The organism is Lactobacillus sp. B4015, assembly GCF_026536055.1.
Taxonomy (GTDB): Bacteria; Bacillota; Bacilli; order Lactobacillales; family Lactobacillaceae; genus Lactobacillus; species Lactobacillus panisapium.
In genome coordinates, this window is sequence record NZ_JAFNOY010000001.1 from 316,379 (window position 1) to 342,901 (window position 26,523).

The following is a 26,523-nucleotide window of genomic DNA, read 5'->3' on the forward strand; positions in this document are numbered from 1 at the left end:
CTATACACTGAACCACAAAAAAAGACACTAACATTTTTCAATGTTAATGCCAAAAAATTATTTTTTCACCCTAACTTGATTTATTCAGCTGAATCATCAAATTTTAATGTAATATTTTTGGTTAACAAATCCGTGTAACTGTAAGAAACATGTTCAAAGTTATTTTGATCTTGGTCTAAATCGACTACAAAAACTGCTGGAAATGTTTCCTTTAATACACCGCGTCTCTTGGTAACCTTCTTACGTCCTGCTCTTGCAACAACAGTTAAAGAATCTCCTAAATGTGAATCTAATTTCTGCTTTATGGTAGTAATAGATGTTGGCACTGATAACAACTCCTTTAGGAGCTTATTTTACCACAATATTATTATTTTTTCAATTCTTTTTAAGAGCAGCCCAAGGTCGCTTTCATCAATCAGCAGCCGGGATTTCCTTTGCCAATTGAATAAATTGGGCAATTTGTAATTGTTCGGGCCTGATGCGTGGCTCTACTCCAATAGCAGCAATAATTCGGGCACGTTCGTCACTATCAGATACCAAATTTTTCAAGTTATTGTTTAATGTTTTTCGTCTTTGAGCAAAACACATTTTTACTACCCAATTAAAGTGTTTAACATCGCCAACATCTGGCTTATCTGCTAAAGGCTTAAGCACTACAACGCAGGAATTAACCTTCGGACGTGGAATAAACGAACTGCTTCTAACAGTTAAAGCATTCCGAACACTCATCTGCGTTTGAACAGCTATTGTTAGTGGTCCGTACTCCTTGCTATTGGGCTGAGCGCCAAGACGCTCGGCTACTTCCTGCTGCATCATTAAGGTTAAACTAGTGAAGTTTAAGTCTGATTGATTTAAAAAGAAAATAATTGGAGTTGTTATATAGTACGGTAAATTTGCGACTACTTTGATTGGTTTATTCATATCAAAAAAGCCACTTAGATCCTTAGCAAAATCTGCTTTCAGAATATCTTTTAATAACAGTTTGAAACGGTCCTGCAACAATGCGCCATTAACTTTGGCTGGTAACTCATTATGCAAAATTTCAGGCAAGCTCTCGTCAACTTCATAAGCAAAAACTTTCGCGCCTGCTAACAATAATTGTTCCGTCAACGAACCAATGCCTGGCCCAATTTCAATTACTTGATCATCAGGTTTTATTTCAGCCGCTTGAACAATGCCCTGAATAGCATCTAAATCAACCAGAAAGTTTTGACCAAGATTTTTCTTTGCATGGACGAAATAACGGTTAATAATTGCTTGAGTCCTGACAAACGAGCCAATTGGAATTTCGTTATTCATTTTTTGCCTCCTTAACTGCCTGCTCAAGTTCTGCAAGTGTCACACCAAAGGTATGCAGCCTTTTATAAAACTGCTTGGCATTGCCATAGCCAACCCGCAATTTTATGCCGACTTGCTCTCGTAATTTGCGAGAATCTACACCACTGGACAGTCCCAGCCTTTGGTAATCGCTTTTAGTTAAGTCACTTGGTAAAGCTTGGCTTTCATGTAAGTCCTGCAAGGCCTTCACGAGTGCCTGTTTTGAAGCATGCTCTACCCCCAATGAATTACCGCGGCCATGCTTAGTCGGTTCTCCTTCTTTGCGTGTGATAAACGCCTGCTTAGCATTAGGGACAGCCTCTGTCACTAACCGCCGAATTCGTTCACCGTTGAGATCCGGGTCAGTTAGCACAATAATTTCACGCTTTTTTGCCAATTCCTTCAGTTCTGTTAAAACCGCCTCAGGAACATCCGAACCGTTGGTTTCAATTGTTTCAATCCCAGGAAAAAATTGGTTTAAGCGAATCGTATCATCTTTGCCCTCAACGACCACAACAGCATTAAATTGTTTTTTATTTAAGACCATAAACCCTCATTGTATTTGTATACGTGGCTTCTGCAACTTCTTCTAACGAAATATTTTTAAGCTGCGCAATTGCTTTTGCTACATAGTAGACATTACCCGGCTCGTTTTGACGGCCACGGTAAGGCTTAGGCGTTAGAAATGGTGCATCGGTTTCTACCAGCAAACGGTCGAGCGGCGTATTTTTGGCCGCCTCATGAACCTCGGTTGCCTTGGTAAACGAAACAACACCCGAATATGAGAAACAAACATTCAAGTCCAAAAACTTTGCTAGCCACGATGAATCGCCGTTAAAGCTATGGAGGACTGCACCGTATTCCAGATTGCTATTTTTTAAAATATCATAACAATCAGCAAACGCATCCCTTGTATGGATGTCTACGGGCTTCTTCAATTCGTGGGCAACCTCAATTTGACGAGCAAACACTTCACGCTGCTTTTGGCGCGGTGATTCATCCCAATAATAATCAAGACCGATTTCTCCCATTGCAACAACACCAGGTATTTGCAGCTGCTCGATTAATTGGTTTTCAGCTTCTTGATTGTAATCCTTAGCTACATCGGGGCAGTACCCCACCATTGCATACACTTGGCTAAAGCGCTGACTAAGTTCAATCGCACGCTTATTAAAATCCGGATCTTGCCCAACACAAATTAGTTTAGTTACACCTAACTTTTGTGCACGATCAAGGTAAAATTCTTCTTTTCCCCGAAAAGGTTCATCCTGTAAATGCGTATGGTTATCAATTAATTCCATTAAGCTAAATCTGCCCCAATTTCATGTTCATCGCCAACTAGTGCCAATTTGACTTGACCATTCTTTTCGCTTGAAAGCAACATTCCTTGGCTTAGATGGCCTAACATCTTGCGTGGTTTTAAATTAGTCACAGCTAAAACTTTTTTACCTAATAATTCACTTGCATTAGGGTAATATTTCCGAATGCCGCTAAGAATTTGCCGCTCATCACCATTACCAAAATCTAATTGGAATTGTAGCAATTTGCTTGAACCTTGAACTGGCTCAACTGCTAAAATTTTACCAACTTGAATCTTAACTTTATCAAAATCATCAATCGTGATTTCTGGGCCTTCTTCTTTTTCACTCCGGCTTTGCTTTTTTGGCTTTGCTTTTGCCATTTCATCTTGAATATACTTAATTTCCTCTTCAGGTTTTAAGCGTGGATAAATTGGTTCTGGCTTTTCTGTAACTTGCACGTTCCAGTCAAAATCACCAAAGCTAAGCTTCTTTTGGTCCTCATTATTCCAGTCAAGACCAAGTTGCTTAAACATTTCTACTGGTGTTCTGGTCATAATTGGCGCAATTAATAACGCAATAATCCGCAAGCTCTCAGCCAGATTGGTCATTACACGCGCCAAGTCGTCCTTTTTACCTTCTTTATTCAAAGCCCAAGGCATTGTTTCATCGATATATTTATTAGCGCGACTAACTAGCTGCCAGATATCTTCAATGGCTTGAGTGAAGTGAAGTGTATCCATTTTCTTCAGATAATCAGTGATTACGCTGTTAGCAACTTCAGTTAGATCTTGACCTAATTCATCTTGCTCTGATGCAATTGGGCTGACTTTGCCGTCTTGATACTGATTAATCATAGATACTGTTCTATTTAACAAGTTGCCCAAATCATTAGCTAAATCATAGTTAACTCTCTCAACAAAATCTTCTGGAGTAAAGACACCATCTGCACCAAATGGCAACGCGCGCATTAAGTAGTAGCGCAAAGCGTCAACGCCATACCGGTTAATAATTGATTCTGGATAAACGGCATTGCCCTTAGACTTGGACATTTTACCGTCTTTCATCAATACCCAGCCATGACCAATAATATGCTTTGGTAGTGGCAATCCCAATGCCATTAACATAATTGGCCAGTAGATTGTATGGAAACGAACAATTTCTTTACCTACAAGATGAACATCTGCAGGCCAATACTTCTTAAATAAAGAATCGTCATCAGAGCCATACCCCAATGCAGTAATATAGTTGGACAATGCGTCAATCCAAACATAAACCACGTGCTTAGGATCACTTGGCACAGGAATTCCCCAAGAAACAGTTGTCCGCGTGACGGAAAGATCCTCAAGTCCAGGTTTAATAAAGTTATTAACCATTTCCTTTTCACGTGAATGAGGCAAAATGAAATCAGGATGATCTTGATAATACTGGTAAAGTCTATCAGCGTACTTGCTCATCTTGAAGAAATATGATGGCTCTTTAACTAATTGCACTTCATGGCCAGATGGTGCCTTACCACCAATTACATTGCCTGTGTCATCTTTATAGACTTCGGCCAATTGCGATTCTGTAAAGTATTCTTCATCTTCAACTGAATACCAGCCAGTGTATTCACCAAGATAAATATCACCTTGCTTTAAAAGCTGTTCAAAAATCTTTTGGACACCCTTAACGTGCTCTTCGTCAGTAGTTCGAATAAATTTGTCATATGAGATATCTAGGCTTTTCCATAACTTTTTGTATGTTTTAACCATCTTGTCGACAAACTCTTGGGGTTTAATACCTTGTTTTTCAGCTTTTTGTTCAATTTTTAAGCCGTGTTCATCGGTACCAGTTAAAAAGAAAGTATCGTAACCCTGACTACGCTTGTAGCGTGCCATTACATCAGCCGCAATTGTTGTGTATGCATTACCAATTGTTAGACGACCAGACGGATAGTAGATTGGGGTTGTAATATAAAAAGTTTTTTTATCAGCCATGTTCATTTTCTCCTTAAGATTCGTTTAATTTCATTATATTATACTACATCAATAAAAAAGAGAATTCCTTACGGAGTTCTCTTTTTTACTATTTCATAACGTAATTTGCTTAAAATAGCTTACTTTTTTCACTTTTGCTTAGTACTTGGTCCTAACAAGCTCGCTGCGCTTGGAAGACGCAGCTTTAAGAAATAACCTGAAAATTCTTTAATTAAAAAGTGCGCTTCTTTACCACTAAGACATAGGACTAAATATTAAATCCCCTGTAACTAAAGGCTCTTTTAGGTAAGTATAGCTTTAGATTAAAAACTTTTCGTTTTTAAGGTAGAAATGCTTAACAATCGTTGTTAACAGGATGTAAAGAACAAGAATTGCCAAAACTACCCAAATAAAGCTGACGGGCATTTTGCCAAAGCCCAATTTATTTGCAAGAAATGAAAACGGAATTAGTGTCCCAATGACGCCGGCGCCAAAAGTTGCTAGCGTTACGCCAGGTGCAGCATGTTGACCAATAAACGGCAAGCGTGGGTCCCGCAATGCATGAATAACCATCTCTTGCGTCCACAGTGATTCAATAAACCAACCAGTGTGGAACAATGCAATAAAGGCAGCTTGCTGTGCTGGATTAAGCGTTTGATAGCTGCCACCAACAAGGTGTGGACAAATCACAAAGAAGAGTAAGCCAAAAGTCAAAATATCAAATATTGATGATGTTGGTCCAAAATAAAACATAAATTTAGGCAATTTTTTCGTCGACCAACTACGCGGCTCACTTAAAAATTCATTTGACATGTCATCAAATGGTAACGACAAGCAGCTTGTGCCGTAAAGCAAATCTAAAACTAGTAACTGTAATGGCAACATTGGCAAAAATGGCAAGAATGACGAAGCCACCATGATTGATAAAATATTACCGAAATTGGAAGATAAAGTTATCTTAATGTATTTCATCGTATTGCCAAATACTTTGCGCCCGATTCTTACTCCGGTTTCCAGCACATTTAAGTCTTTATGCAGCAAAATAATATCAGCGGATTCCTTAGCAATATCCACCGCAGTATCCACAGAAATCGATACATCAGCCGCCTTCATTGCTGGCGCGTCATTGATACCGTCTCCCATATAACCGACAGTATGACCATTTTGCTTGAGCAAGTTAATAATATTGGTTTTATCTTCTGGTGATAACTTAACAAAGATATTGCATTCTTCTACCATCTTAGCTAATTCTTCTGGCTTTTTGCCTTCTAAATCAGCTCCGGAATAAACCGTGTCGACATTGAGCCCCACTTGCAGGCCCACAGTTCTTGTAACGGCTTCATTATCACCAGTTAAAATCTTAACGGTAATCCCATCTTTTTTAAGTCTAGCTAAAGCATCTTTAGCACTTTCCTTAGGTGGATCAAGGAATGCTAAGAAACCACAAAGGATTAAGTCGCTTTCATCTTTGACTGAGAATTCGCCTACTGGAGCAGGATTACGCTTATAAGCAAGCATAATTACCCGTAAGCCGTCATCATTCATGTCATTGACTTTTGCCATTACTTTCTGCTTGCGTTCAGGTGTTAATGGCAAAATCTGTCCGTCAACCTCGATCTTAGTGGAAACAGCAATCATTTCCTCGGACGCACCTTTAGTCACAAGTAGGTGTTCGCCGTGCTCACGGTCAGAATTTTCCACAACAACGCTCATTCTTCTACGAGAGAAGTCAAATGGAATCTCATCAATTTTGTTATAATCACGCTGAATTTCATTGATATCAAGCTCATCACCAGCAGCTTCAATGATGGCCTTATCAATTAGATTTTTCATCCCCGTTTGGTAGTAAGAATTGAGGTACCCCAGTTCCAAAATAGTGGAATTTTCGTGTAAATTTAAGTCATAATGCCGCTCCAAAACAACTTTGTCCTGCGTCAAAGTTCCAGTTTTATCCGTACATAGGATATCAGCTGAACCGAAGTTTTGGATTGAATTCATCTTTTTGACGATTGTGCCTTTTTTCGACATTTCGATTGAACCCTTAACAAGGTTAGTCGTCACAATAACGGGCAGCATCTCTGGCGTTAAACCAACAGCGGTTGCAATTGAGAAAATCAGTGCGTTAACCCAATCGCCCTTAGTCAAACCGTTAATAATAAAAACAAGCGGGGCAATAATTGCCGTCATAATAATTAACAGCTTGGAGACATTTTTAATCCCAACATCAAAGGCAGTATTTTTAACATCGTGGTGTGAAATATCATGAGCAAGCTTACCAAACATGGTTCGTTCGCCCGTCGCAAACACGACACCCAAGCCTGAACCCGAAACAATTGTCGTCCCCTCATAAAGAATATTAGGATAATCCAGGTAGTCACGGTCAGCACCAATCTTGGGCTTTTTAGTCGCAATTTTCTCAACCGGATTAGATTCACCGTTAAGAGAACTTGAGGAGCAAAAGAGGTCTTTGCTTGACAACAAGCGCATATCTGCTGGCACCATATCACCAGCAGCCAGACGAATGACGTCTCCTACTACCACTTCACTGGTATCAATTTCCTGGTCTTTACCGTCTCTGATAATGTCAGTTGTTACGGAAACCATCTTCAATAATGAATCAACCGCATTTGAAGACCTGACATTTTGAATAAAACTTGTAATCCCAGAAATGAATACCATTATTAGCATAATGGCAACAGTTGTTAAATCTTTTTCACCAGCAGGAACAAAGATGTAATCCGTAAATAGCGACAGGGTCGCTAAGACCAGCAGTACTAATGTAAACGGCGTAATAAATGCTTCCGCTAAGAAACGTAACTTAGAATTATGCTTATTGGACGCAATCGTATTTGCCCCATATTCCGCGCGATTTTTTTCTGCCTGCCTTGTGGATAAACCATTACTGCTAGCATGCAGTCTTGCTAAGGTCTCTGATCTGCCTTCATTAGCAATTGCTTTGACCAATGCTAGATCTTTGTTGCTGGTTGTCTCACTTGGTTTTCTCAGCATCATTCTCACTCTCTCTTTTTCCAAAAACGCAAACAAACCAAAAAGGGACCCACCTAAGCTGCCGCTGGTGACCCCCTTTTAAACAAGGTATCATTATACTCGTCGTTCAGTTTTAACACTACGCAACGTAAGCCTATAGCTAGCTATCTGGTTACCGCCTTATGTCGACGGAAACTATTTAACTCGTTGGCATCTCTGGATGTTTCCGGGCGATAGCATATGTTCACGTAGGAGTCTCACCTAACAGTTTATTTGTTTACTTATTTAATTTGCATTGTGAGTGTAATACAAAACTGCGCATTAAGTCAACCTTTTTACTTATTTTTTCAAATGCAGGTTATTTCTAAAGAAGTACATTAAGCCGCCAATTACTATAACTAGACAAAGCGCAATTGGTAAGGCAAGTCGACGAGGATGTGACAGTTGAGCTCGCTCTTCACTTGAAAGATCATATTTATCTAACGCGTACTGGTAGCGCTGATCGATCGTGGTCGCACAGGCACGAAAGACAAAGCGCAATCCACGGTTAAATTCTTTTTTGTTATTACTTCGCAATTGGTTAGACTGCGAGCGGATAATCGTTCCCCTAACATCAGCCGTAAAAGCACCGTGCAAATCTTTACTTGAATAGATTTGTACATTACGTTTCTTATTGGCACTACCTACAACAATAAAAACTGTCCGCTTATATTTGTTTAACTTTTTGGGTGTTAAATGGTCAACCCGATTGACCGTTTTTACAATGATTACTGGTTGCTCGCTTGTTTGCAGGTAGCGATCATTTTTTTCCTTAATCAGCTTACTCGTTTTCTTTTCTAATAAGTGCCCATTATCGTGAACATATGGGTTAGAAAAAGCAGTCATCGTGAGAAAAATGCCTAGTAAAGCTGTTAGCAAAGTCAGCTTAGTTCTCAGCTTCCTCCAATTTATGTGCCAATTGCTCCACATATTTACGGTCAATTTTAATTTGTTCATAAGGAACCCCACAATCTTTAAATAGTGCAATTGCCAGCGGACTATCATGATAATCAAAATAATAATTGATTCGTTTAATACCCGCTTGAACAAGAGCCTTAGCACAATTATAGCAAGGAAAGTGTGTTACATAAATTTCTGTGTTATCAGTTGAAACACCATTGCGCGCACATTGAATCAGCGAATTCATCTCGGAATGAATCGTTCTTACGCAGTGCCCATCAACGAGCTGGTGACCGACATCATCGCAATGGGGCTCACCGGTAACCGAACCGTTATAACCCGTCCCGATAATCCGATTATCCTTGACCAAAACGCTGCCAACAAGAGCACGGTCACAAGTTGAGCGCTGGGCAATTACTAGTGCCTGCATCATAAAATACTGCTTCCAGGGAATCCGGTTGTGCATTTTTTTACCTCTTAAAGTAATTCAAACCGATTGCATCACGAACTTCATCTAAAGTCTGATTGGCAACCTCATTAGCTTTTTTCGAGCCTTCAATCAGCATTTCGTAAACTTCATCCTGATTTTGCTCGTAGCGTGCGCGACGCTGACGAATTGGCTCCAGCTCATTTTCTAAAACGGTATTTAAATAGCGCTTAATTTTAACGTCACCCAAGCCGCCTTTTTGGTATTCTTCCTTTAATTCTGCTACTTTATTCTTGTCAGGATCAAAAATATCAAGATAAGTAAATACAGTATTGCCTTCTACCTTACCTGGATCTTCGACATGAATATGATCAGGATCAGTATACATCGACATCACTTTTTTCTGAACTGTTGCAGCGTCATCCGATAAATAAATTGCATTACCCAAAGATTTCGACATTTTTGCATTGCCGTCCAGCCCTGGCAACCGACCCTGGCCTTTTTCTGGGAAGTAACCTTCCGGTTCAACCAAAACATTGCAGTGATATACCCGATTAAAGGTGCGGACAATTTCTCGTGCCTGTTCAAGCATTGGTTCTTGGTCGTCTCCCACCGGTACAAGTGTTGCTTTAAAAGCAGTTATATCGGCTGCTTGTGAAACTGGATAGTTCAAAAATCCGACTGGAATTGAATCGTTAAAGCCTTTTTGCTTAATTTCGGCCTTAACTGTTGGGTTGCGTTCTAGGCGACTAACAGTCACTAAGTCCATATAATAAGCAGTAAGCTCGAATAAGGCAGAAATCTGAGACTGAACAAAAATAGTTGAAATTTCAGGATTAATCCCCACAGCCAGATAATCCAGGGCAACTTGGATTAGACTAGCCCGAATTTTTTCAGGATCACGAGCGTTATCAGTTAACGCCTGCGTATCGGCAATCATAATATACGGATGATACTCACCTGAATTTTGTAGCAGCACGCGGTTTTTCAACGAACCAATATAATGACCTACGTGCAACTTTCCCGTTGGGCGGTCACCTGTAAGGATAACTTTTTTATTCATTGTCTTTAACCTTTCCTAAAAATAAAACCTGCTTTAGTGTGATAATTACAGTTAATTCTACCAAAAATTAAGCAATGATTAAATATGGAGGATAAAATGTGCAATCAATTTCAACTGCCAAGTTTGGCAGATACCAAAAAGTATTTAGTTAGTGACCTTCATTTACCTTTAGAAGAACCATCATTTGACTTTCCTGAAAACTGTAGCGTTTTTCCTAAAGGGATTGCGCCAGTGCTGCTTTATCAAGATAATCGCTTGGAGCTGGTCCCTAAAACCTGGGGCTATCCCAGTCCATTTGACCACAAAAAGGTTGTTTTTAACGCTCGCATTGAGCGCTTCTTCGAAAAAAAGCGGTCGATGTGGGATTCTTCCTTTGCTAAGTCAAGGTGCATCATCATTGCTAATCAGTTCTTCGAATCTGGGCGTAAAACTTACACTGCCACCAACAAACACCAGTATCACGAACGGTTTACCTTTCATAATCCAGATGAACCATTAACTTTAATCGCCGGGATTTATCAAAATGATTATTTTTCAATGGCAACTACTAAGCCAAATTCTGTTATGGCGCCGGTACATGACCGCATGCCGCTAATCATTACACCTAATGAACTGCGCCAGTGGCTTTTTCAGGACTTTTCTAGCTTAGTTGATCGCAAGCAAATAAGCTTAACTTCCGCCAAAGTCCCCAACCGAAAGTAAATTTTGCTTACCCAACTACACTTAAAGCTAACTTCTTGCATTAGACCAAAAACAAAGCTTGGTTTTACCGCTAAAAAATGGTAAACTTATTCAGTAATGCGGGTATAGTTTAATGGTAGAACGTTAGCTTCCCAAGCTGAAGATGCGGGTTCGATTCACGCTATCCGCTTAAATTAAAAGGCAATGATTTAAACATCATTGCCTTTTTTGTTGTTCATAAATTAGGTCATAATTAGTAAAATAACGCCATTTAATGCCGCTAAATAGACCGGCATCCACATTGTTTGCGTATATAAGTACGACCAAGCAAAAATCGCCCCAAATAGTGCATTAACCACCAGCAAGGGGACAGAGCTTTGCCAGTTAAGCAGACTAAATAAGATACCAGAAGTAATAATTCCTAAAATGGCTGTTGCCACCGTATTACTACGGAAAGCATAATTAAATAAAAAGCCAGTTGTCAAAAATTCCTGCAAAATTGGCAAAACCAAGCCAACTGCTACCACTAGGAACCAATAGGTCGCGACAGATTCATGCTGCAAATAAGCAATTTGAAAGCCATAGAATTTAATTTTGCCATAAGACTGCAACCAGGCTGTACAAATTCGCAAGGCGGTCACAACTATCGTTAAGCTGATAATCAGACCAAAATTGCTAAGCCAGGAGCCAGAAAAACTTCGGTCAAAAAAGCGCTGTTCACGGTTAAACCGATAAATAAAAAATAGTAATATCATCAAAGAAATTGTTGCAAATAAAATCAGATCCCAGATATGGATTGGCGAATTTTTAGCAACCAACTTGATTACGCCAGCAACCATTAAATAACCAATAAAATAAACGATGTAGCGTATAAGGTTGCCCTCTCTTGATGCTGGTGTATTCACTAAAATTACCTCTATCCTATATGTACCTTACAAATTCCATATTATAGCAAAAAAAGCTAATTTTATGAAACGCCAGCTTAGATTTTTCAGTTTGCTTTTTATTGTTAGCATCTTGCACTCAAACCAAGCCCAAGTGCTTATTTTAAAAAGGATTTTTCTCGGCAATACTGAATAAGCGCAAATGCTTTTGGTAACAGTCAGTTAAGCGATACATGGCTACTTTATCACAATTATTCGTACGCGTTTCCGCCATTATGACCACCCACTAGGCTGCTACGTCTTATTGCCGTGGCGCCTTCCATTAGGCTGGAGGCTTTAACCAAACTTTTAAAGCCATATTTTCGCCTTATTTGGTCAATCGTTTCATCAATTTTACGTTTCTTTATTTGGGTAGAAGGCTGCATAAAAAAGGTTAATTGCTGACAAGTATCCGGAATGAGCCTGCTGCAGCTGACTCCCAGCGCCCGAACTGTTTCACCACGCCAATTTTTGCGAAACAAAGCCAGTATTTCTTGTACGAGTAAATCATTGTCATTAGTCGGTGAAATTTTCCGCTGAACATTGAAGCCCGTTCGATTGCCTGTCGGTTTATACTGCGAAAAGCCAACATACAAGCTAACACATTGGGTTTGAAGCTTATGCGCACGAATTCTGGCAGCGACTTGCTCACCAATTTCACGCAAAACAATTTCGAGTTCACGCTGATTAGTATAATCCTTGGTTAAAATTTGCGAGTTACCATAATTTTTCATTTTTGGAAAAAACTTTTCGCTAATAATACTGCGATCAACACCCCAGCTCATTGCAAATAACTGCTCGCCAATTACGCCAAATTCTTTCTTCAAAATCGCAGGATCGGTATGTGCTAATTCATACATATTATTGATATGCAAACGCCGCAAATGATGCGCTGTTCTTTTGCCAATTCCCCAGACTTCTTCCATATCAGTAATTCGCCAAATTGTATCGGGAACATCAATATAATGCCAATAGTCAATCATTGAATGGCGGTGCTTAGCAGAAATATCCATTGCTAGTTTGGCAAGAAGCGGATTTTCGCCAATTCCGCAAGTAGTATATAAGCCCAACTTATCCCTAATCTCACACTGAATTTTACGTGCGACTAAATAGGGATCATCCCCAAACAAATGCCAAGATTTAGTCATATCAATCATGCTCTCATCAATTGAATACGCATGAATATCTTCATCCGCCGCATACTCACGAAATATATCTAGCACTTGCATGCTGCGCTTAATATATAAATTCATGTGCGGATCAACCAGCAATAAATCAGGTGCATCTTTTTTAGTGGGCAAATCGCGCACACGCATCACGTTAGTTAAACCATACTTTGCCTTTGCTAAAGGAGAAGCCGCCATAATTAACCCTGAACCATACTTGCTATCAGGCTGATGGGACACCACTGCCAGCACAGCCTTCATGGGATTAAGTCCTAGTTCTAGCGCCTCACAGCTTGCAAAAAATGACTTATTATCAATCATAAACACTACGCGGTGGGGTTCATAACGATAATCATACATTTTTTCCACTCCTTGTTACAAACCTTTGTTCGTCTAAAGTTAATTATACAAACGCTAGTTCGATTAATCAAGTGCAAAATTTAGTCAATTGCCATAATAGTAACGTGATATTCTCCCGCAGGCGCCATTACACTAACTGTCGTATTCACCTCTTTTTTCATTATTGCTTGCCCAAGAGGTGAATCAAACGCAACCTTTCCGTCGGCAATATCTGCTTCCATCCGGCCAACTACTTTATACTTCTCTGTTTCGTCATCATCATCAAATTTAAGTGTGACTGTCTTACCAAGGTCAACCTTCCCATCAGCGGTTTTATCAACAACATCAGCATATTTTAGTTGCTTTTCTAAGTACCGCACGCGGCTTTGTAAGTGACCCAGATCACGCTTAGCCTCAGTGTATTCAGTATTTTCCGACAAGTCACCCAGTGCCCGGGCCTCTTGCAAAATCTTAATTCTGCGCGGACGATCCTTTTTCAATTCAGCTATTTCGTTCTTAATTTTTTGGTAACCTTCCGGCGTCATTTTCTGATAATAAACCAATATTTTTACTCCTTTTGTTTGTTAGAAAAAATTTTTCCACAAGCTATTATTACTGCCACAACAGTTTTCAGCTTTTATTTTTAGCACTCGAAAATAAAGAGTGCTAAATACTTTAATTTTAATTTTCTAGGTACTATAATAATAACTGTAATGAGGAAATAGCAAACACCCCATTACAAAACTTAATTAAATTTGAAAGGAAGCTTTTTACTATGGCAAATGATATGATGAATCGGCACAATGACTTATTTGATGCGATGAACGATTGGTTTGATCTTCCAAGAAAATTTTTTGACGATGGCGATATGGCCAAATTAATGCAATCAGACGTTGTTGAAAATGATAAAGAATACATTATCAAAGTAGACATGCCTGGAATGGATAAAAACGATATTAACTTAAACTACAATAACGGCATTTTGAGCGTATCAGGCTCTAGAAAATCATTCAAAGACCTATCTAATGATAAGAATAATAGTCTTATTCACCGTGAAAGAAGCGAAGGTCACATTTCTCGCAGCTTCAGATTACCAAATGTGGTTGCAAGTGAGATCCATGCAAAGTATGATAATGGTGTATTGACTATTACTTTACCAAAACAAAGTTCTGGTCAAAGTGATAATTCAATTCAAATTGATTAACTTATTTAATAAAGATTGCAAGAAGTTCAAGATAAGTTGCCAATACAAATAATTCTCTAAAACGAGTTCAGCTATTGAACCCGTTTTTCTTTTGGCTTAAAATATAAAGTAATTTAAAATTAGATTAAAAAAGGAGAATTATTAATGGGACACAAAATTACTGTTCAAGAGCTTGAAAAGTTTGCGAACAATTTTAATGACAACCCCAAAAATCAGGTTGTTGCCCGTGCTGCTCAAAAAAGCGGCGTTTCGATGGCAGCTTATAACGAGCGGGTTCAAAATGAACTAACACGTGTTTTTTCAACAGAATTAGATACTGAAAATGTTACTAATCAGCTTCATTCAGGCCGCTGTTGGGAATTTGCCACTCTGAACATACTGCGTCATCAATTTGGTAAAAAATATCACTGCAAGAATTTTACTTTTTCACAAAGTTATAATTTTTTCTGGGACAAAATTGAACGTGCCAACACTTTTTATGACAACATTTTGGCTACCGCTGATGAAAAATTAAATTCACGGACGGTTGAAGCCATCTTAGGCGGGGCCGGCGAAGATGGCGGACATTTTCATATGGGTGCTGCTTTAATCGAAAAATATGGTGTCGTTCCGTCATACGCCATGCCTGAAAGTTTCAACGCCAATAACACTGATGCGTTTGGCAAGACTTTAGGCGATAAATTGAGAAAAGATGCATTAGTATTGCGGGAATTGAAGCAAGCAGGCAAAGACGAAGAAGTCGAGCAAGCACGCGAGCAATTTTTAAGTGAAGTCTACCAGATGACGGCAATTGCAGTCGGTGAGCCACCAAAGAAATTTGACCTTGAATACCGCGATGATGACAAGAAGTACCACTTGGACAAAGACTTGACACCACTTGAATTTTTACACAAGTACATGGGCGAGGTTGACTTTAATGATTACGTTGTTTTAACTAACGCTCCTGATCGTGAATATAACAAGTTGTACGGCATTCCATTTGCTGATAATGTTGGCGGCGTCTGCAGAATTAAGTTCTTGAATGTACCGATGGAATACTTAGAAACTTACGCTGTTAACCAGTTAAAAGATGGTGAAGCTGTTTGGTTTGGTAATGATGTCCTTGTTCAAAGCGACCGCAAGCAAGGATATCTTGACAGCGATTTGTACAAGTACAGTGACTTATACGGCGTCGATCTCAGCATGTCAAAAGCTGACCGTCTACGGACCGGTTCAGGTTACGCCAGCCATGCAATGGTATTAGTTGGTGTCGATGAAGATAAAGGCCAAATTCGCCAGTGGAAAGTCGAAAACTCCTGGGGCGAAAAGAACGGTGACAAAGGCTTCTTCGTTATGAACGACAAATGGTTTAAAGAATATGTTTATGAAGTAGTTGTCCACAAAAAGTACCTAACTTCTGAACAAGTTGCCTTAGCCGAAGGTCCAGTAACTGACCTGCCAGCATGGGATTCAATCGCCTAAACTAAATTTATATAACTTAAAAGACGAAACTCGTTAAACGAATTTCGTCTTTTTTTATCATTATCAAACTTATTCTGCCCGCATCAGAATTTCGTCAAATTTCTTGAAAAACAGCTTCTTGTCAGCTTTAGTTACCAAGGTAATCTCGCGGCCGTTAGGATCATCTTCCATTCGCCCGGCTGCAGTTCCGGTTGTAATTACCTTAACCCGCCTTTTTTCTGAAGCTAAAACTACTTCAGGATAAAGAGCACTAATTGCCGTTAGAACATCCCAGAAGTAGAGTTGCATCGTTTGAATTGGCGGATTAACGAGGAGACTATAAGCCTGCCCCACTAAATCAATTGCAGGATACTTGCGTAAACTTGCCCAGTGCATCTTCAATTCGTCCGTTAAAGGCAACTCCTCACTACTTTCAAGGCCGATAACTTCCATTGCAATATTTGACTTAAGAACGCGTTCAACCGCAAACGGATCCCAAAAGGCATTCCATTCTTGGGTACCATCAGCGTTAACTTGAACCACATTGCCATGACCATCAAGCGAGCCACCCATCCAGTAAAGCTTGGCAATTTTATCTTCAATTGCTGGGGCGGCATCAAGTGCACGTGCCAAGTCGGTCAGCGGGCCCGTCATTACCAGCGTCACTGGCTTTTGGGCATTCTCCAGTTTAGTTACGATATCAAGATGAGCTGGTTGATCAGCTTCTTTAGTCGTCATCTTGCCAGCCTCATTTAATAGCGGCAAGGAGTTAAAAGAATAGGACGCTGTTCGCCAATCGGCCGGGAATTGATTGACCGCCCGAGAATTGGACTTTGCTATTGCTAATTGGTCTCCTCTTAAATTAAACCGATCCGTCATTTTGCGGCAAACTTCCACAGACGGGTCAATATAACCGTCGGCATCAATTGCACTGACGCCAAGCAATTTAATATCGGGTGCGAGTAAGAAAAGCAAATACGACACTAGATCGTCGATATTACCATCATGATTAAAATAAATTTCTTTCATTTGTTCTCCTTATTTTGACTTAATATAATTTTGTCCGTCTGCTGCGGGTGCAACTGATTTACCAAAGAATAATACCAAAATGACAATCGTAATTACATACGGTGCAATTTGCATATAAACTGATGGGATATGATTGAAAAATGGCAGCTGGTTACCAATAATACTAATACTTTGCGCAAAGCCAAAGAATAATGATGCCAGCATTGCTCCAAGCGGATTCCATTTACCAAAAATCATTGCGGCTAACGCCATAAAACCTTGTCCCACAATAGTTGAGATGGAAAAATTACCAGAAATGGCCTGTGCAAAAACTGCCCCACCAATTCCTCCTAAGAAACCAGAAATAAGAACGCCCGCATATCTCATGGCGTAAACGTTAATTCCCATTGTATCAGCTGCTTGGGGATTCTCACCACAAGAACGTAAACGCAAGCCAAAACGGGTTTTATATAAAATCCACCATAACAAAATAGAAACAATAATTGCCAGCCAAGCAGGTGCAGAAGTGTTTTTAAAGAAAATTGGTCCAATTACTGGAATATTGGCCAAGCCAGGAAAGCTGAAATAGCCAAAACTTTGCGTAATGTTTTCGGTTTGACCTTTATCATAAATCGCTTTAACGAGAAAGACGCCGAGTGGTGGAGCCATCAAGTTCAAAACCGTCCCACTAATGACATGATCCGCATGGAAGTTAATTGTTGCTACCGCATGAAGCAGTGAAAATACTAAACCGACTATTCCACCAACAATTAACCCTAGCCAAGGGGTGGCTTTGCCAAAGGTGGATGCAAGAGTCAGGTTAAAGACTACTGAGGCAAAAGCGCCCATGGTCATAATTCCTTCAAGGCCAACGTTTGTAATCCCAGAATTTTCACTGTAAACGCCACCTAGTGAAGTAAAGATTAGCGGCGTTGAGTAAACGAAGGTGGAAGACACCAATAAAGATAAAATGGTAAGCAAATTCATTAGTTTCGTCCTCCTTCAGTGCTGGTTGCACTTGGTGCCTTATCCTGAGTACTAGCTATCTTTTCTTCTTGCTGTGAGTCACTGGCGGTTACCCGTTTATTTTTAAAGAGCAAGCCGATCACATATTGAATCGCCACAAAGAAGATAATTGCTGCAATCACAATTGAAACTATTTCATAAGGAATCCCGGCAATCGTCTGCATCCCCAAACCACCAATTTTTAAAATTGAAAATAAAATTGCTGCTAACAGGATGCCAACGGCAGTTCCACCACCCAGTAAGGCAACAGAAAGACCGTCCCAACCGATATCCAAGCTAGTTGTCTGGGTAAAGTAATTTTGATATGTTCCTAATCCCTGAACAACACCGCCTAAGCCGGCAAAACCACCGGATAAAAGCATTGAATACAAAATGTTTTTCTTCGTCGACATTCCGGCATAACGGCTGGCAAATGGGTTAGCACCAACCGACCGAATTTCAAAGCCGGTGGTTGTCTTTTTCATTAAGTACCAGTAAATGAACACACCAATAATAGCTAAGAAAATTCCCGCATTAATTCGCGAATCGCCAAACATCGAGCTGAGCCAGTCAATTTTTAAACTACCATTAGCAGCAATTGTTTTAGTTGTGTCCGTATCAATTCTCATCGTTTTCGGCATAATCTGCTGCATTAAGTACTGGCAAGAATAAAGCACAATATAGTTCAACATAATCGTAGTAATCACTTCGTTGGTCCCAAACTGAGCCCGCAGCCAGCCGGCAATTCCGGCAACTAATGCACCAGCAGCAATCCCGGCAATAATTGCTAGTGGCAGCAATAATGCCTTAGGCATATTATGATTAGCAAGCACCACCCAAATTGAAGTTAGCCAGCCAGCTTGTGCTTGTCCGGGTAACCCAATATTGAAAAAGCCGGCGCTAGAGGCAATGGCAAAACCAATAGCCGTAAAAATCAGCGGTGTAGCTTCACGAATAGTTTCCCCGATTCCATTCATATTGCCCAGAGCACTCGAAAACATTGACGCATATGCTTCAAACGGATTATAGCTCCATATAAGCATAATTAAAGCACCAACTAAAAAGCCGGCGAGAATTGAAATAATTGGTACTAAGATTTTTTTAGTTTTGGGATTTACTTTAAGCAAGAGCGTTGCCTTCTTTCTTGATACCCGTCATTAACAAGCCTAATTCTTCATCACTGGTTGTTTCAGGTTTTACTTCACCGGAAATCTTACCGTCATGAAGAACAATAATTCGATCAGACAACTGCATAATTTCATCTAGCTCATAGGAAATTAATAAAATGGCTTTACCCTTAGCCCGTTCAAGGAGCAGCTGTTTATGAATATACTCAATTGCACCAACATCAAGTCCACGCGTTGGTTGAAAGGCAATAATTAAATCACTGTTAAGGTTCAGTTCACGTGCAATGATTACTTTTTGCTGGTTACCGCCGGATAGGTCACTAACTGGCAGATTGCTGCCTGTAGTTCGGATATCAAACTTCTTAATCAACTGATTAGCATGCTGGTGAATGGCATCATAATGCATTAAATGATGGCTAGAGTATGGCTCACGGTAATAATTTTGTAATGCCAAATTATCAGAAATTGAAAATGGCAAAATCAAGCCGTATTTTTGCCGATCAGAAGGAATATAAGAAACGCCCTTTTCAGTAATCTTGCGGACCTTTTGGTTAGTCATGTCTTCGTCATTAATCATAACCTTGCCTGAATCAACGTGCTGCATGCCAGTTAACGCCCGAGCTAATTCGTCTTGACCGTTGCCATCAATTCCTGCAACTCCTAAAATTTCACCTGCACGCAAGTTAAAAGATAAGCCCTTAAGCGTTAAAATGCCTTGCTTATTTTTTACCTTTAAATCACTAACTTTAAGCGTTGTTTTACCTAGCTTGGCTTCAGGTTTATCCAGTCGCATATCAACATGACGGCCAACCATTAACTCAGCCAAACGATTATTAGATACATCTGCTACTTCAAACGTACCCACACTTTTACCAGCACGGATAACCGTAACTCGATCAGCAGCCCGCTTAATCTCTTCCAGCTTGTGCGTAATCAAGATGATTGACTTTCCTTCTTTGGCCAATTCTTGCAAGATCTGAATAAACTCGGTTATTTCTTGCGGGGTTAAAACAGCAGTGGGTTCATCAAAAATCATAATATCAGCGCCGCGATAAAGAACCTTCAATATTTCTACTCTCTGCTGCTGGGCAACTGTTATTTCGCCCACTTTTTTATTTGGATCAACATTTAAATTATACCGAGCAGATAACTCCTCAATCTGCTTTTGGGCTTTTTTGAAATCAAGTTTCGGACCCTTAGTCGTTTCGTGGCCTAAAATAATATTTTCCAAAACCGTAAATGAATTCATCAACATAAAATGCTGGTGAACCATACCAATGCCTAGATCCTTAGCTACAGTCGGATTTTTGACGGCTACTTTTTGCCCGCGAACAATGATTTCACCAGAAGTTGGCATGAGCAGTCCTGACAAAATGCTCATCAAAGTTGACTTTCCCGCACCGTTTTCACCAAGAAGGGCTAAAATCTCACCTTTTTGCAAAGTAAGGTTAATATCATTATTAGCCTTAAAGCCGTTAAAGTCTTTGACTATATGCCGCATCTCAATTACATTAGTCGTATTTTTCATTTCAATTATTAATTTCCTTTTGTAAAAAACTCTTTGCATATTAATACACAAAGAGTTCTTAAAAACATTTAACTAACTGCTAATTTTGCGCAACTTTAATTTTGCCAGCAATAATTTCTGTTCTCGCCTTTTGGACTGCTGCCCAAGCTTTAGGCGAAAGGTTCCCCTTAGTGACGGAAACACCGTTACCCTTTAACGAGTAAACTAAATGCTTGCCACCCGGGAACTTACCTTTAACAGCGTCATCAGCTAAAGATTTAGTGACAACATTTAAACCTTTCAGCACTGAAGTTAAAGTAAAGTTAGCTTTTTTACCATCTTTTGCCTTATATTCGCCCATGTTTTGCTGATCAACGTCAACACCAACAACCCAGACTTTTTGATCAGCTAGACGTGTTTGGTTATGTGCTTTTGCTTCTTGGAAAACACCATTTCCAGCAGAGCCAGCAGCTTGGAAAATCACATCACATTTATCTGCATACATCGATTGCGCCATTGATTTAGCCTTATCAGTCGAAGTAAAGTTACCAACATATTGGGAACTGACAGTAATTTTCTTGTGCATTGCCTTAGCTGCGTCTTCAATGCCTTGCTTAAAGCCGCTCTCAAATGAGCCAATAATCGCTGACTTGGCACCACCAATAAAACCAACCTTGTTAGTCTTAGTGGAGTACGCTGCAGCAACTCCGCCTAAATATGAAGACTGGTTACTCATAAAAGTTACGGAAGCAACATTCTTTTGACCAGTAATCACATCATCAACAATTACAAAGTTTTTCTTCGGGTTCTTTTTAGCAGCTGCGCTGACAGAGTCCTTTAACAAATAACCAATACCAAAAATTGTCTTATAGCCTGACTTAGCAGCTTGATTAAAGTTAGGCGTGTAGTCAGTGGCACTATTTGACTGGAAATATTGATAGCCACTGCCTTTTTGCAAGTTGTGCTCTTTACCGTAAGCTTTAAAGCCTTCCCAAGCAGCCTGATTAAAAGACTGGTCGTTGATACCATTACTATCTGTAATTAAAGCAATACTGTCCTTTTTACTTTGCGCGGTTGAATTCTGTTTTTTACCAGAACAACCACTCACCAGCAACGTAAATGACGCAGCAAGTGCTCCTAAAGACAAAAGCTTCGTAAATTTCTTACCCATAATTTTTTCTTACCCTCCACAAAATACGAACTTTTCATTAACTACTTTATTATAAAATACGTATAATTTCAAGAATAAGATGTAATATAAAGGGCTTAAAAAACTATAGTTATGTTAAAGGCGAACTATTTAGCAGGGTGAATTGGTACTTTAATCTTACCAGCAATAATTTCACTGCGTGCCTTCCGCGAATAGTTCCATGCAGTGTCATTGATATGACCACGCATAATGGAAACACCATTTGTATCAAGGCCGTAAACTAGTTGCTTACCACCAGGAAACTTACCGTTATATGCACGGTTGGCAATATCATGAGTAGCTACATTTACGCCTGTAATGACGGAGGTTAGGACAAAATTATCTTTTTTACCGTCCTTAGTCTTGTAGTTGCCGAGATATGATTGGTCAACATCAACACCGATAACCCAAACTTTTTTATCTGCAGCACGGTTCTGGTTAATAGCTTTGGCTTCTTGGAAAAGACCATTTCCAGCTAATCCCGAAGCATGGAAGATAATATCCGCTTTTTTAGCGTACATTGATTGGGCAATTGCTTTTTCTTTATCAGCACTAGTAAAGTTGCCAACGTATTGATTTAACAGGGTAATTTTCTTATGGAGCTTTTTGGCTTGGTCATTCACACCTTTAGTAAAGCCAGCGTCGAAGAGGTCAATAATATCACTGTGTGCACCACCGATAAAACCAATTACATTAGTCTTAGTTTGGGTAGCGGCAGCAACACCGGCTAAATAAGAAGCTTGTTCACTCTTGAAGTTTGCGGAAGCAACGTTCTTTTGGCCCTTAACCACGTCATCAACAATAACGAAGTTTTTCTTGGGATCCTTTTTGGCAGCTGCGCTAACAGCATCTTTTAGACTATAACCAATACCAAAAATGGTTTGATAACCGGCTTTACTTGCCTGGTCAAAATTTGGTTCGAAGTCTGCTGCACTGCTTGATTGGAAGTACTGGTATCCATTACGGCCACGCTTGATGTTATGTTCTTTGCCGTATGCCTTAAAGCCACGCCAAGCTGACTGATTAAATGAATTGTCATTAACACCAGCAGTATCAGTAATCAGCGCAATTGAATGCTTAGCATTATTGGTAGAATTACCACTACCGCCCTGTTTTTTGCCAGAACAAGCCGTCAGGGCAATCCCCGCCGTAACTGCCACCGTTGCAAGTGAAAAAATCTTCTTAATATTCGTCCTCATCTTTTGACCTCCTATTTTTTTACATTACCTAAAATATCAATATTTAGTAGCTATGTCAAAAGAACAGCACAACATAGAGTGTTGATATCATGCGGTTTATATTTGGTATAGACCAGAATGTAAGCTTAATGCTATCTATTTTTGTATGCAACAAGCACAAAAACAAAATTTTTTTGATTTTACGAATTTATGTAAAGTTATCCTGATAGGAAACTCCTTTTACTCGCTATTAAAGTAAGAACTTTTAGGCTAAAATAAGCTTAAATATTAGCAATAAAAAAAGAGCCACGATTGACGTGGTTCTCTAAAAATTAACGGTTAAATTTTATGAACAAGATTTTACACAAAGCAACCTATCAGTCGCCACTTGGCAAAATGATCCTTTTAAGTAGTGATCAGCACTTACTCGGTCTATGGTTTAATGACCAAAAATTTTTCGGCGCAAACTATCAGCTAGAAAAAGCAGATGAAAAAATAGTGCGACCACTTAAACTGACATTACAGTGGCTAACCGAATATTTCTGCGGGCAACAGCCCGATCCATTCGCGATTCCAATCAAACCAGAGGTAACACTTTTTCGTGAGCAAGTTTTTCAGGAATTACAAAAAGTTCCTTACGGGCAAACTACGACTTACAAAGAGTTATCTGACCAGTTGCAAAAACAGGAGTCAAAAAAGACTAACAAGGCACGGGCAATCGGCGGAGCTGTTGGTCACAATCCTATTACCCTGATTATTCCTTGCCACCGGGTTATTGGCCAGGATGGCTCATTAATTGGATATGCTGGCGGAATTGAGCGCAAACAAGCCCTATTACAAATGGAGCAGGCGCTGTAGCACTTTTAAACATCCCATTCCGCCATAAATTCTTTAACAAAAGCACGCATGAATTCTGTTCTTCTGTGTGCTTCTTTTTTACCACCAGCGGTATTCATCAAATCTTCAAGTTGGAATAACTTTTCGTAAAAATGATTGATCGTTGTTTCCGTATGTTCACGATATTGATCGTGACTGACCAACTTCTGGGGCTTAATTTCAGGATCATAAATTGCATTTCCGTGAGCACCACCATAGGTAAAAGCACGGGCAATTCCCATAGCTCCTAAGCTTTCAATTCGGTCCGCATCCTGAACATATTCACCAGATACCGGCAATTGGTAATGATGCTCAATATTTTGGGAGAAAGACATATGCTGAATCGTAAACAAAATATCCTGAACTTCTAATTCAGTAAAATCAGCCTGAGGTAATAGCTGTTTAATTTGCGCGATAACCGCCTCAGGGTCCGCACAGATCTTTTCGTCAATCGTATCGTGCAGATACCCTCCTGCTTTAATAATTGCCACCATGCGGCTATTAGGTCGTGCATCTGGGTTATCCTGCAAATACATTTGACTAGCTAAATTGGCAACTCGCCGACTATGATAAAAATCATGCCCGGTTTTTTCGTCTTTTAATTGCTGTTTAACAAAACTGGTAATCTTATCTAAATCCAACTTTATCTTCCCTTCCTTTCACTAAGCCGCTTCCCAGCTCCTGAGCATGTGGCTGTTAATCCCTAGCTATCAATATTTTTTAACTATTTCAAAAATTTAATTGTGCAGTTTTGTGTGCACTCTTAAGCCGTCCAAATTTCGGACATTCTGCTATTAATATCAGGATCGACACCAACGTAAGTTTTCATAAACATCGAAACTGTATGCCCCATTTTTTCTGCCGCCCATGGATATGATATTCCAGGTGTGTTAGCCAATTTGGTACAGATCGTATGTCTGAAAGAATAGATGCTCATACGTTTACCATTGGGATCAATTCCTAATTTGCGACAAATTTCTTTAAAAGTATAAGTCAGTCCACTCTGCGTTAAAGGTTCACATTTTTTGGCTCGGCGATAATCTCGCAAATTAAGAAAAATTAATCTTTTAGGATTAGTTAAACCATGACCTTTTAAAAAATTTTCTTGTAAAGTATGGTACCCCTTTATTTGTTCGATTACTTTTGCGGGAATCGGCAATAAGGTTCGAGTATAGCCTTGTGGACGGGCCTTAAGCGTACCATTGAAGGACTTGCTCAAATCTGACCAACTATCATCAATTTTAAAAGTCCAGAAATTATCATTTTTTACCATATTAGAAAATCTTAAAGCCTGCAACTCGCCCACGCGCATGCCTGTGTAACTTTCAATCAGAATAGCTAACTTGCTACCATTATTTTCAACAGAGTCATTTTTCAAATCATCAATAATCGATTCCCTAATTTTGACTAATTCATCGGCCGTAAATATACGCCATTCTTGAGCCACAGTAAAATCACTCTGTTTAAAAAACAATTTCAAGGCATTTTCTGGTATGGGATTTTCTTTAATTACCTTACCTTCAATAGATTTAAAATAATTGCGCAAATGAGTTAACCTTTTCGAAATGCTGGAAGTGTTACTTACAGTGGCATGATGAAATTTGACATAATCGTGGGCATATTGATTAATCAGCGCAGTAGTTACTTGATCAATTTTAGCTTTACCAAAATAGCTTTTAACCGATCTGACCGTCTCCAGCCAGGCCTTAAGTGTGACAGCACTAATTGACTTAGAACGCAATTCCACATAACGCTTAAAATCATCCGCGAATATCACTTTCCCATTGTTCGGATTAAGGCCAGATTCATATTCAGCCCACATTTGACGCTCGACTTTTACCGCTTCTTTTTTCGTTTTCTCGTAACTAATCGGCCAACTTATCCGTTTCCCAGTATTTTTATCGATTGGTTGGATTCTTACTTGATATTTATTCTTATTTTTTCCTTTCGTTACCTTCTTTATCATAAACTTCTACCTTTCTTGATTAAAAAAGATAGAAATAAAAGCTTAGTTATTAGTCACTTGCTTTTATTCTATCTCATTTTAGATTATTTTGACCAAGTTTTTTCTTGATGGTAACCTGCTTGAGCTAACCATTCTTGAACTTCTTTTAAATTATAGTATGCCCTGCTGTGTGGCAGTTGATGATAAGGCATGCCAGCTTTGCGAAACTTGTAAAGTAAGGTGGTACTAATATTAAGCTGCTCACAGAGCTGCTTGCCGTTCAATAAAATTGACGTCATTTCTTGTCACCTGCGATTCGTAAGCCTTTGACCTGATAGGTAGGTATTTCTTGCCAGCCTGGGCAATAAAAGTTGCCTACATCAGCTATAACCGGTTGATTAATGAATTTCGAATAATCGGCAACTGTATCGCAGAATAAAAGAATTTCGAGTGGCTTATTTCGGTCATTAATACAATTTTCTACTTGGCAGATGATTCCATCATCAATAAAGCTATCGCCTGGATTGTCATGATAGTCAATAATGTTAACTTCACCGATTCTGCGGCCAATCAAGCCAAAATCGCATAATTGCTGAAATGTAGGTGGCGTAATCCACATGTCGTAATAAGTGAACTTATTTTTTAATTTTGAATTATTCATATTTATTTCCTTTCAATATTAATAAAGTTTCTTTTTGCTAAATTTAGTTTTATACTTGAAATGTAAAAATTTTTGAAATGGCTAGTTTTCATCTTGGTCGGTGTGACTAGCTTTTTTATTTTGTCTTTGTGCGATTTTGCGCTTAATTATCTTGACCATTTGATCTGTGACCTTGATTGGCTTAATGCGCCTTAACAACTGATTAATCGAATCCACCGCCATATCATTTATCGAATTTATATTGCGATAGAAACTGATTGGATCATATGGCGTCGTGATGATTA

The 26,523-nt window shown here is 39.4% G+C and carries 26 protein-coding genes, 1 tRNA gene, 1 pseudogene and 1 riboswitch; of the genes and pseudogenes, 5 read left to right on the forward strand and 23 right to left on the reverse strand.

Annotated features, from left to right (window positions below; translation table 11 throughout):
* Positions 1–80: 80 nt before the first annotated feature.
* The 9 genes from J3U71_RS01570 to trpS all read right to left on the reverse strand — a co-directional run bounded on the left by J3U71_RS01570 (position 81) and on the right by trpS (position 9,990).
* Positions 81–326 carry a Veg family protein gene (locus tag J3U71_RS01570; RefSeq protein WP_103752268.1) on the reverse strand — a complete coding sequence of 82 codons (246 nt, stop codon included), beginning with the start codon at positions 324–326 and terminating at the stop codon, positions 81–83.
* Positions 327–411: 85 nt separating this feature from the next.
* A complete protein-coding gene (rsmA, locus tag J3U71_RS01575; protein WP_267392429.1) occupies positions 412–1,299 on the reverse strand; it encodes a 16S rRNA (adenine(1518)-N(6)/adenine(1519)-N(6))-dimethyltransferase RsmA in 888 nt (295 codons plus the stop codon).
* Positions 1,292–1,864 (reverse strand): ribonuclease M5, encoded by a 573-nt coding sequence (rnmV, locus tag J3U71_RS01580; RefSeq protein ID WP_220268506.1) that lies wholly within the window; start codon positions 1,862–1,864, stop codon positions 1,292–1,294. The genes rsmA and rnmV overlap by 8 nt, the downstream gene beginning before the upstream one ends.
* A complete protein-coding gene (locus J3U71_RS01585) occupies positions 1,851–2,618 on the reverse strand; it encodes a TatD family hydrolase (RefSeq protein WP_267392431.1) in 768 nt (255 codons plus the stop codon). The genes rnmV and J3U71_RS01585 overlap by 14 nt, the downstream gene beginning before the upstream one ends.
* A complete protein-coding gene (metG, locus tag J3U71_RS01590) occupies positions 2,618–4,594 on the reverse strand; it encodes a methionine--tRNA ligase (RefSeq protein ID WP_267392432.1) in 1,977 nt (658 codons plus the stop codon). The genes J3U71_RS01585 and metG overlap by 1 nt, the downstream gene beginning before the upstream one ends.
* Before the next feature lie 297 nt (positions 4,595–4,891).
* The gene (gene mgtA / locus J3U71_RS01595) at positions 4,892–7,585 is read right to left on the reverse strand and encodes a magnesium-translocating P-type ATPase (RefSeq protein ID WP_374106523.1); all 2,694 of its coding nucleotides are present in this window, start codon (positions 7,583–7,585) and stop codon (positions 4,892–4,894) included.
* Between the two features lie 87 nt (positions 7,586–7,672).
* A riboswitch (M-box (ykoK) riboswitch) is annotated at positions 7,673–7,837 on the reverse strand.
* 63 nt (positions 7,838–7,900) lie between these two features.
* Positions 7,901–8,557 carry a TPM domain-containing protein gene (locus J3U71_RS01600; protein ID WP_267392433.1) on the reverse strand — a complete coding sequence of 219 codons (657 nt, stop codon included), beginning with the start codon at positions 8,555–8,557 and terminating at the stop codon, positions 7,901–7,903.
* The gene (locus tag J3U71_RS01605; protein ID WP_103752263.1) at positions 8,487–8,966 is read right to left on the reverse strand and encodes a deoxycytidylate deaminase; all 480 of its coding nucleotides are present in this window, start codon (positions 8,964–8,966) and stop codon (positions 8,487–8,489) included. Before J3U71_RS01605 ends, J3U71_RS01600 begins: the two co-directional genes overlap by 71 nt.
* Positions 8,967–8,970: 4 nt before the next feature.
* A complete protein-coding gene (gene trpS, locus J3U71_RS01610) occupies positions 8,971–9,990 on the reverse strand; it encodes a tryptophan--tRNA ligase (protein WP_103752262.1) in 1,020 nt (339 codons plus the stop codon).
* 96 nt (positions 9,991–10,086) lie between these two features.
* Here trpS and J3U71_RS01615 point away from each other — a divergent pair, with 96 nt between their 5' ends.
* Together J3U71_RS01615 and J3U71_RS01620 are read left to right on the forward strand one after the other, a co-directional pair.
* Positions 10,087–10,692 (forward strand): SOS response-associated peptidase family protein, encoded by a 606-nt coding sequence (locus J3U71_RS01615; RefSeq protein ID WP_220268510.1) that lies wholly within the window; start codon positions 10,087–10,089, stop codon positions 10,690–10,692.
* 98 nt (positions 10,693–10,790) lie between these two features.
* Positions 10,791–10,861, forward strand: a tRNA-Gly gene (locus J3U71_RS01620).
* Between the two features lie 52 nt (positions 10,862–10,913).
* Here J3U71_RS01620 and J3U71_RS01625 read toward each other — a convergent pair.
* From J3U71_RS01625 to greA, 3 genes are all read right to left on the reverse strand, one after another.
* Entirely contained in the window at positions 10,914–11,576 is a 663-nt protein-coding gene (locus J3U71_RS01625) for a CPBP family intramembrane glutamic endopeptidase (RefSeq protein ID WP_103752260.1), read from the reverse strand.
* Between the two features lie 230 nt (positions 11,577–11,806).
* Positions 11,807–13,120 (reverse strand): nucleotidyltransferase, encoded by a 1,314-nt coding sequence (locus J3U71_RS01630; protein WP_220220176.1) that lies wholly within the window; start codon positions 13,118–13,120, stop codon positions 11,807–11,809.
* A gap of 80 nt (positions 13,121–13,200) precedes the next feature.
* Positions 13,201–13,662, reverse strand: a complete 462-nt coding sequence (gene greA, locus J3U71_RS01635; protein ID WP_103752258.1) for a transcription elongation factor GreA — start codon at positions 13,660–13,662, stop codon at positions 13,201–13,203.
* A 212-nt stretch (positions 13,663–13,874) separates the two neighbouring features.
* Here greA and J3U71_RS01640 point away from each other — a divergent pair, with 212 nt between their 5' ends.
* Both J3U71_RS01640 and J3U71_RS01645 read left to right on the forward strand, forming a co-directional pair.
* Positions 13,875–14,303, forward strand: coding sequence for an Hsp20/alpha crystallin family protein (locus tag J3U71_RS01640; protein ID WP_103752257.1), 429 nt, complete (start codon positions 13,875–13,877; stop codon positions 14,301–14,303).
* A gap of 144 nt (positions 14,304–14,447) precedes the next feature.
* On the forward strand, positions 14,448–15,764 hold the full coding sequence (locus tag J3U71_RS01645; protein ID WP_220268512.1) for a C1 family peptidase: 1,317 nt from the start codon (positions 14,448–14,450) through the stop codon (positions 15,762–15,764).
* A gap of 69 nt (positions 15,765–15,833) precedes the next feature.
* Here the strand turns inward: J3U71_RS01645 and J3U71_RS01650 are convergent, their stop codons facing one another.
* The 6 genes from J3U71_RS01650 to J3U71_RS01675 form a co-directional block, all read right to left on the reverse strand.
* Entirely contained in the window at positions 15,834–16,772 is a 939-nt protein-coding gene (locus tag J3U71_RS01650) for a nucleoside hydrolase (protein WP_267392435.1), read from the reverse strand.
* A gap of 9 nt (positions 16,773–16,781) precedes the next feature.
* A complete protein-coding gene (locus J3U71_RS01655; RefSeq protein ID WP_267392436.1) occupies positions 16,782–17,738 on the reverse strand; it encodes an ABC transporter permease in 957 nt (318 codons plus the stop codon).
* Positions 17,738–18,883 carry an ABC transporter permease gene (locus J3U71_RS01660; RefSeq protein WP_267392437.1) on the reverse strand — a complete coding sequence of 382 codons (1,146 nt, stop codon included), beginning with the start codon at positions 18,881–18,883 and terminating at the stop codon, positions 17,738–17,740. Before J3U71_RS01660 ends, J3U71_RS01655 begins: the two co-directional genes overlap by 1 nt.
* A complete protein-coding gene (locus tag J3U71_RS01665) occupies positions 18,876–20,411 on the reverse strand; it encodes an ABC transporter ATP-binding protein (protein ID WP_103752252.1) in 1,536 nt (511 codons plus the stop codon). The genes J3U71_RS01660 and J3U71_RS01665 overlap by 8 nt, the downstream gene beginning before the upstream one ends.
* Positions 20,412–20,490: 79 nt before the next feature.
* Positions 20,491–21,561, reverse strand: a complete 1,071-nt coding sequence (locus J3U71_RS01670) for a BMP family lipoprotein (protein ID WP_267392438.1) — start codon at positions 21,559–21,561, stop codon at positions 20,491–20,493.
* Positions 21,562–21,686: 125 nt separating this feature from the next.
* Complete coding sequence (locus J3U71_RS01675; protein ID WP_267392439.1) at positions 21,687–22,778, reverse strand: BMP family lipoprotein; 1,092 nt, start codon at positions 22,776–22,778, stop codon at positions 21,687–21,689.
* A 336-nt stretch (positions 22,779–23,114) separates the two neighbouring features.
* Between J3U71_RS01675 and J3U71_RS01680 the strand changes: the two genes are divergently transcribed.
* Positions 23,115–23,615 (forward strand): methylated-DNA--[protein]-cysteine S-methyltransferase, encoded by a 501-nt coding sequence (locus tag J3U71_RS01680; protein WP_267392446.1) that lies wholly within the window; start codon positions 23,115–23,117, stop codon positions 23,613–23,615.
* A 5-nt stretch (positions 23,616–23,620) separates the two neighbouring features.
* Here the strand turns inward: J3U71_RS01680 and J3U71_RS01685 are convergent, their stop codons facing one another.
* The 5 genes and pseudogenes from J3U71_RS01685 to J3U71_RS01705 form a co-directional block, all read right to left on the reverse strand.
* Positions 23,621–24,274 (reverse strand): HD domain-containing protein, encoded by a 654-nt coding sequence (locus J3U71_RS01685; RefSeq protein WP_267392440.1) that lies wholly within the window; start codon positions 24,272–24,274, stop codon positions 23,621–23,623.
* 122 nt (positions 24,275–24,396) lie between these two features.
* Positions 24,397–25,599, reverse strand: coding sequence for a tyrosine-type recombinase/integrase (locus J3U71_RS01690; RefSeq protein WP_267392441.1), 1,203 nt, complete (start codon positions 25,597–25,599; stop codon positions 24,397–24,399).
* Positions 25,600–25,682: 83 nt separating this feature from the next.
* The gene (locus tag J3U71_RS01695; protein ID WP_267392442.1) at positions 25,683–25,877 is read right to left on the reverse strand and encodes a helix-turn-helix transcriptional regulator; all 195 of its coding nucleotides are present in this window, start codon (positions 25,875–25,877) and stop codon (positions 25,683–25,685) included.
* Complete coding sequence (locus J3U71_RS01700) at positions 25,874–26,239, reverse strand: hypothetical protein (RefSeq protein ID WP_267392443.1); 366 nt, start codon at positions 26,237–26,239, stop codon at positions 25,874–25,876. Before J3U71_RS01700 ends, J3U71_RS01695 begins: the two co-directional genes overlap by 4 nt.
* 81 nt (positions 26,240–26,320) lie before the next feature.
* Positions 26,321–26,523: pseudogene (locus J3U71_RS01705) on the reverse strand (hypothetical protein); the annotation flags it as partial.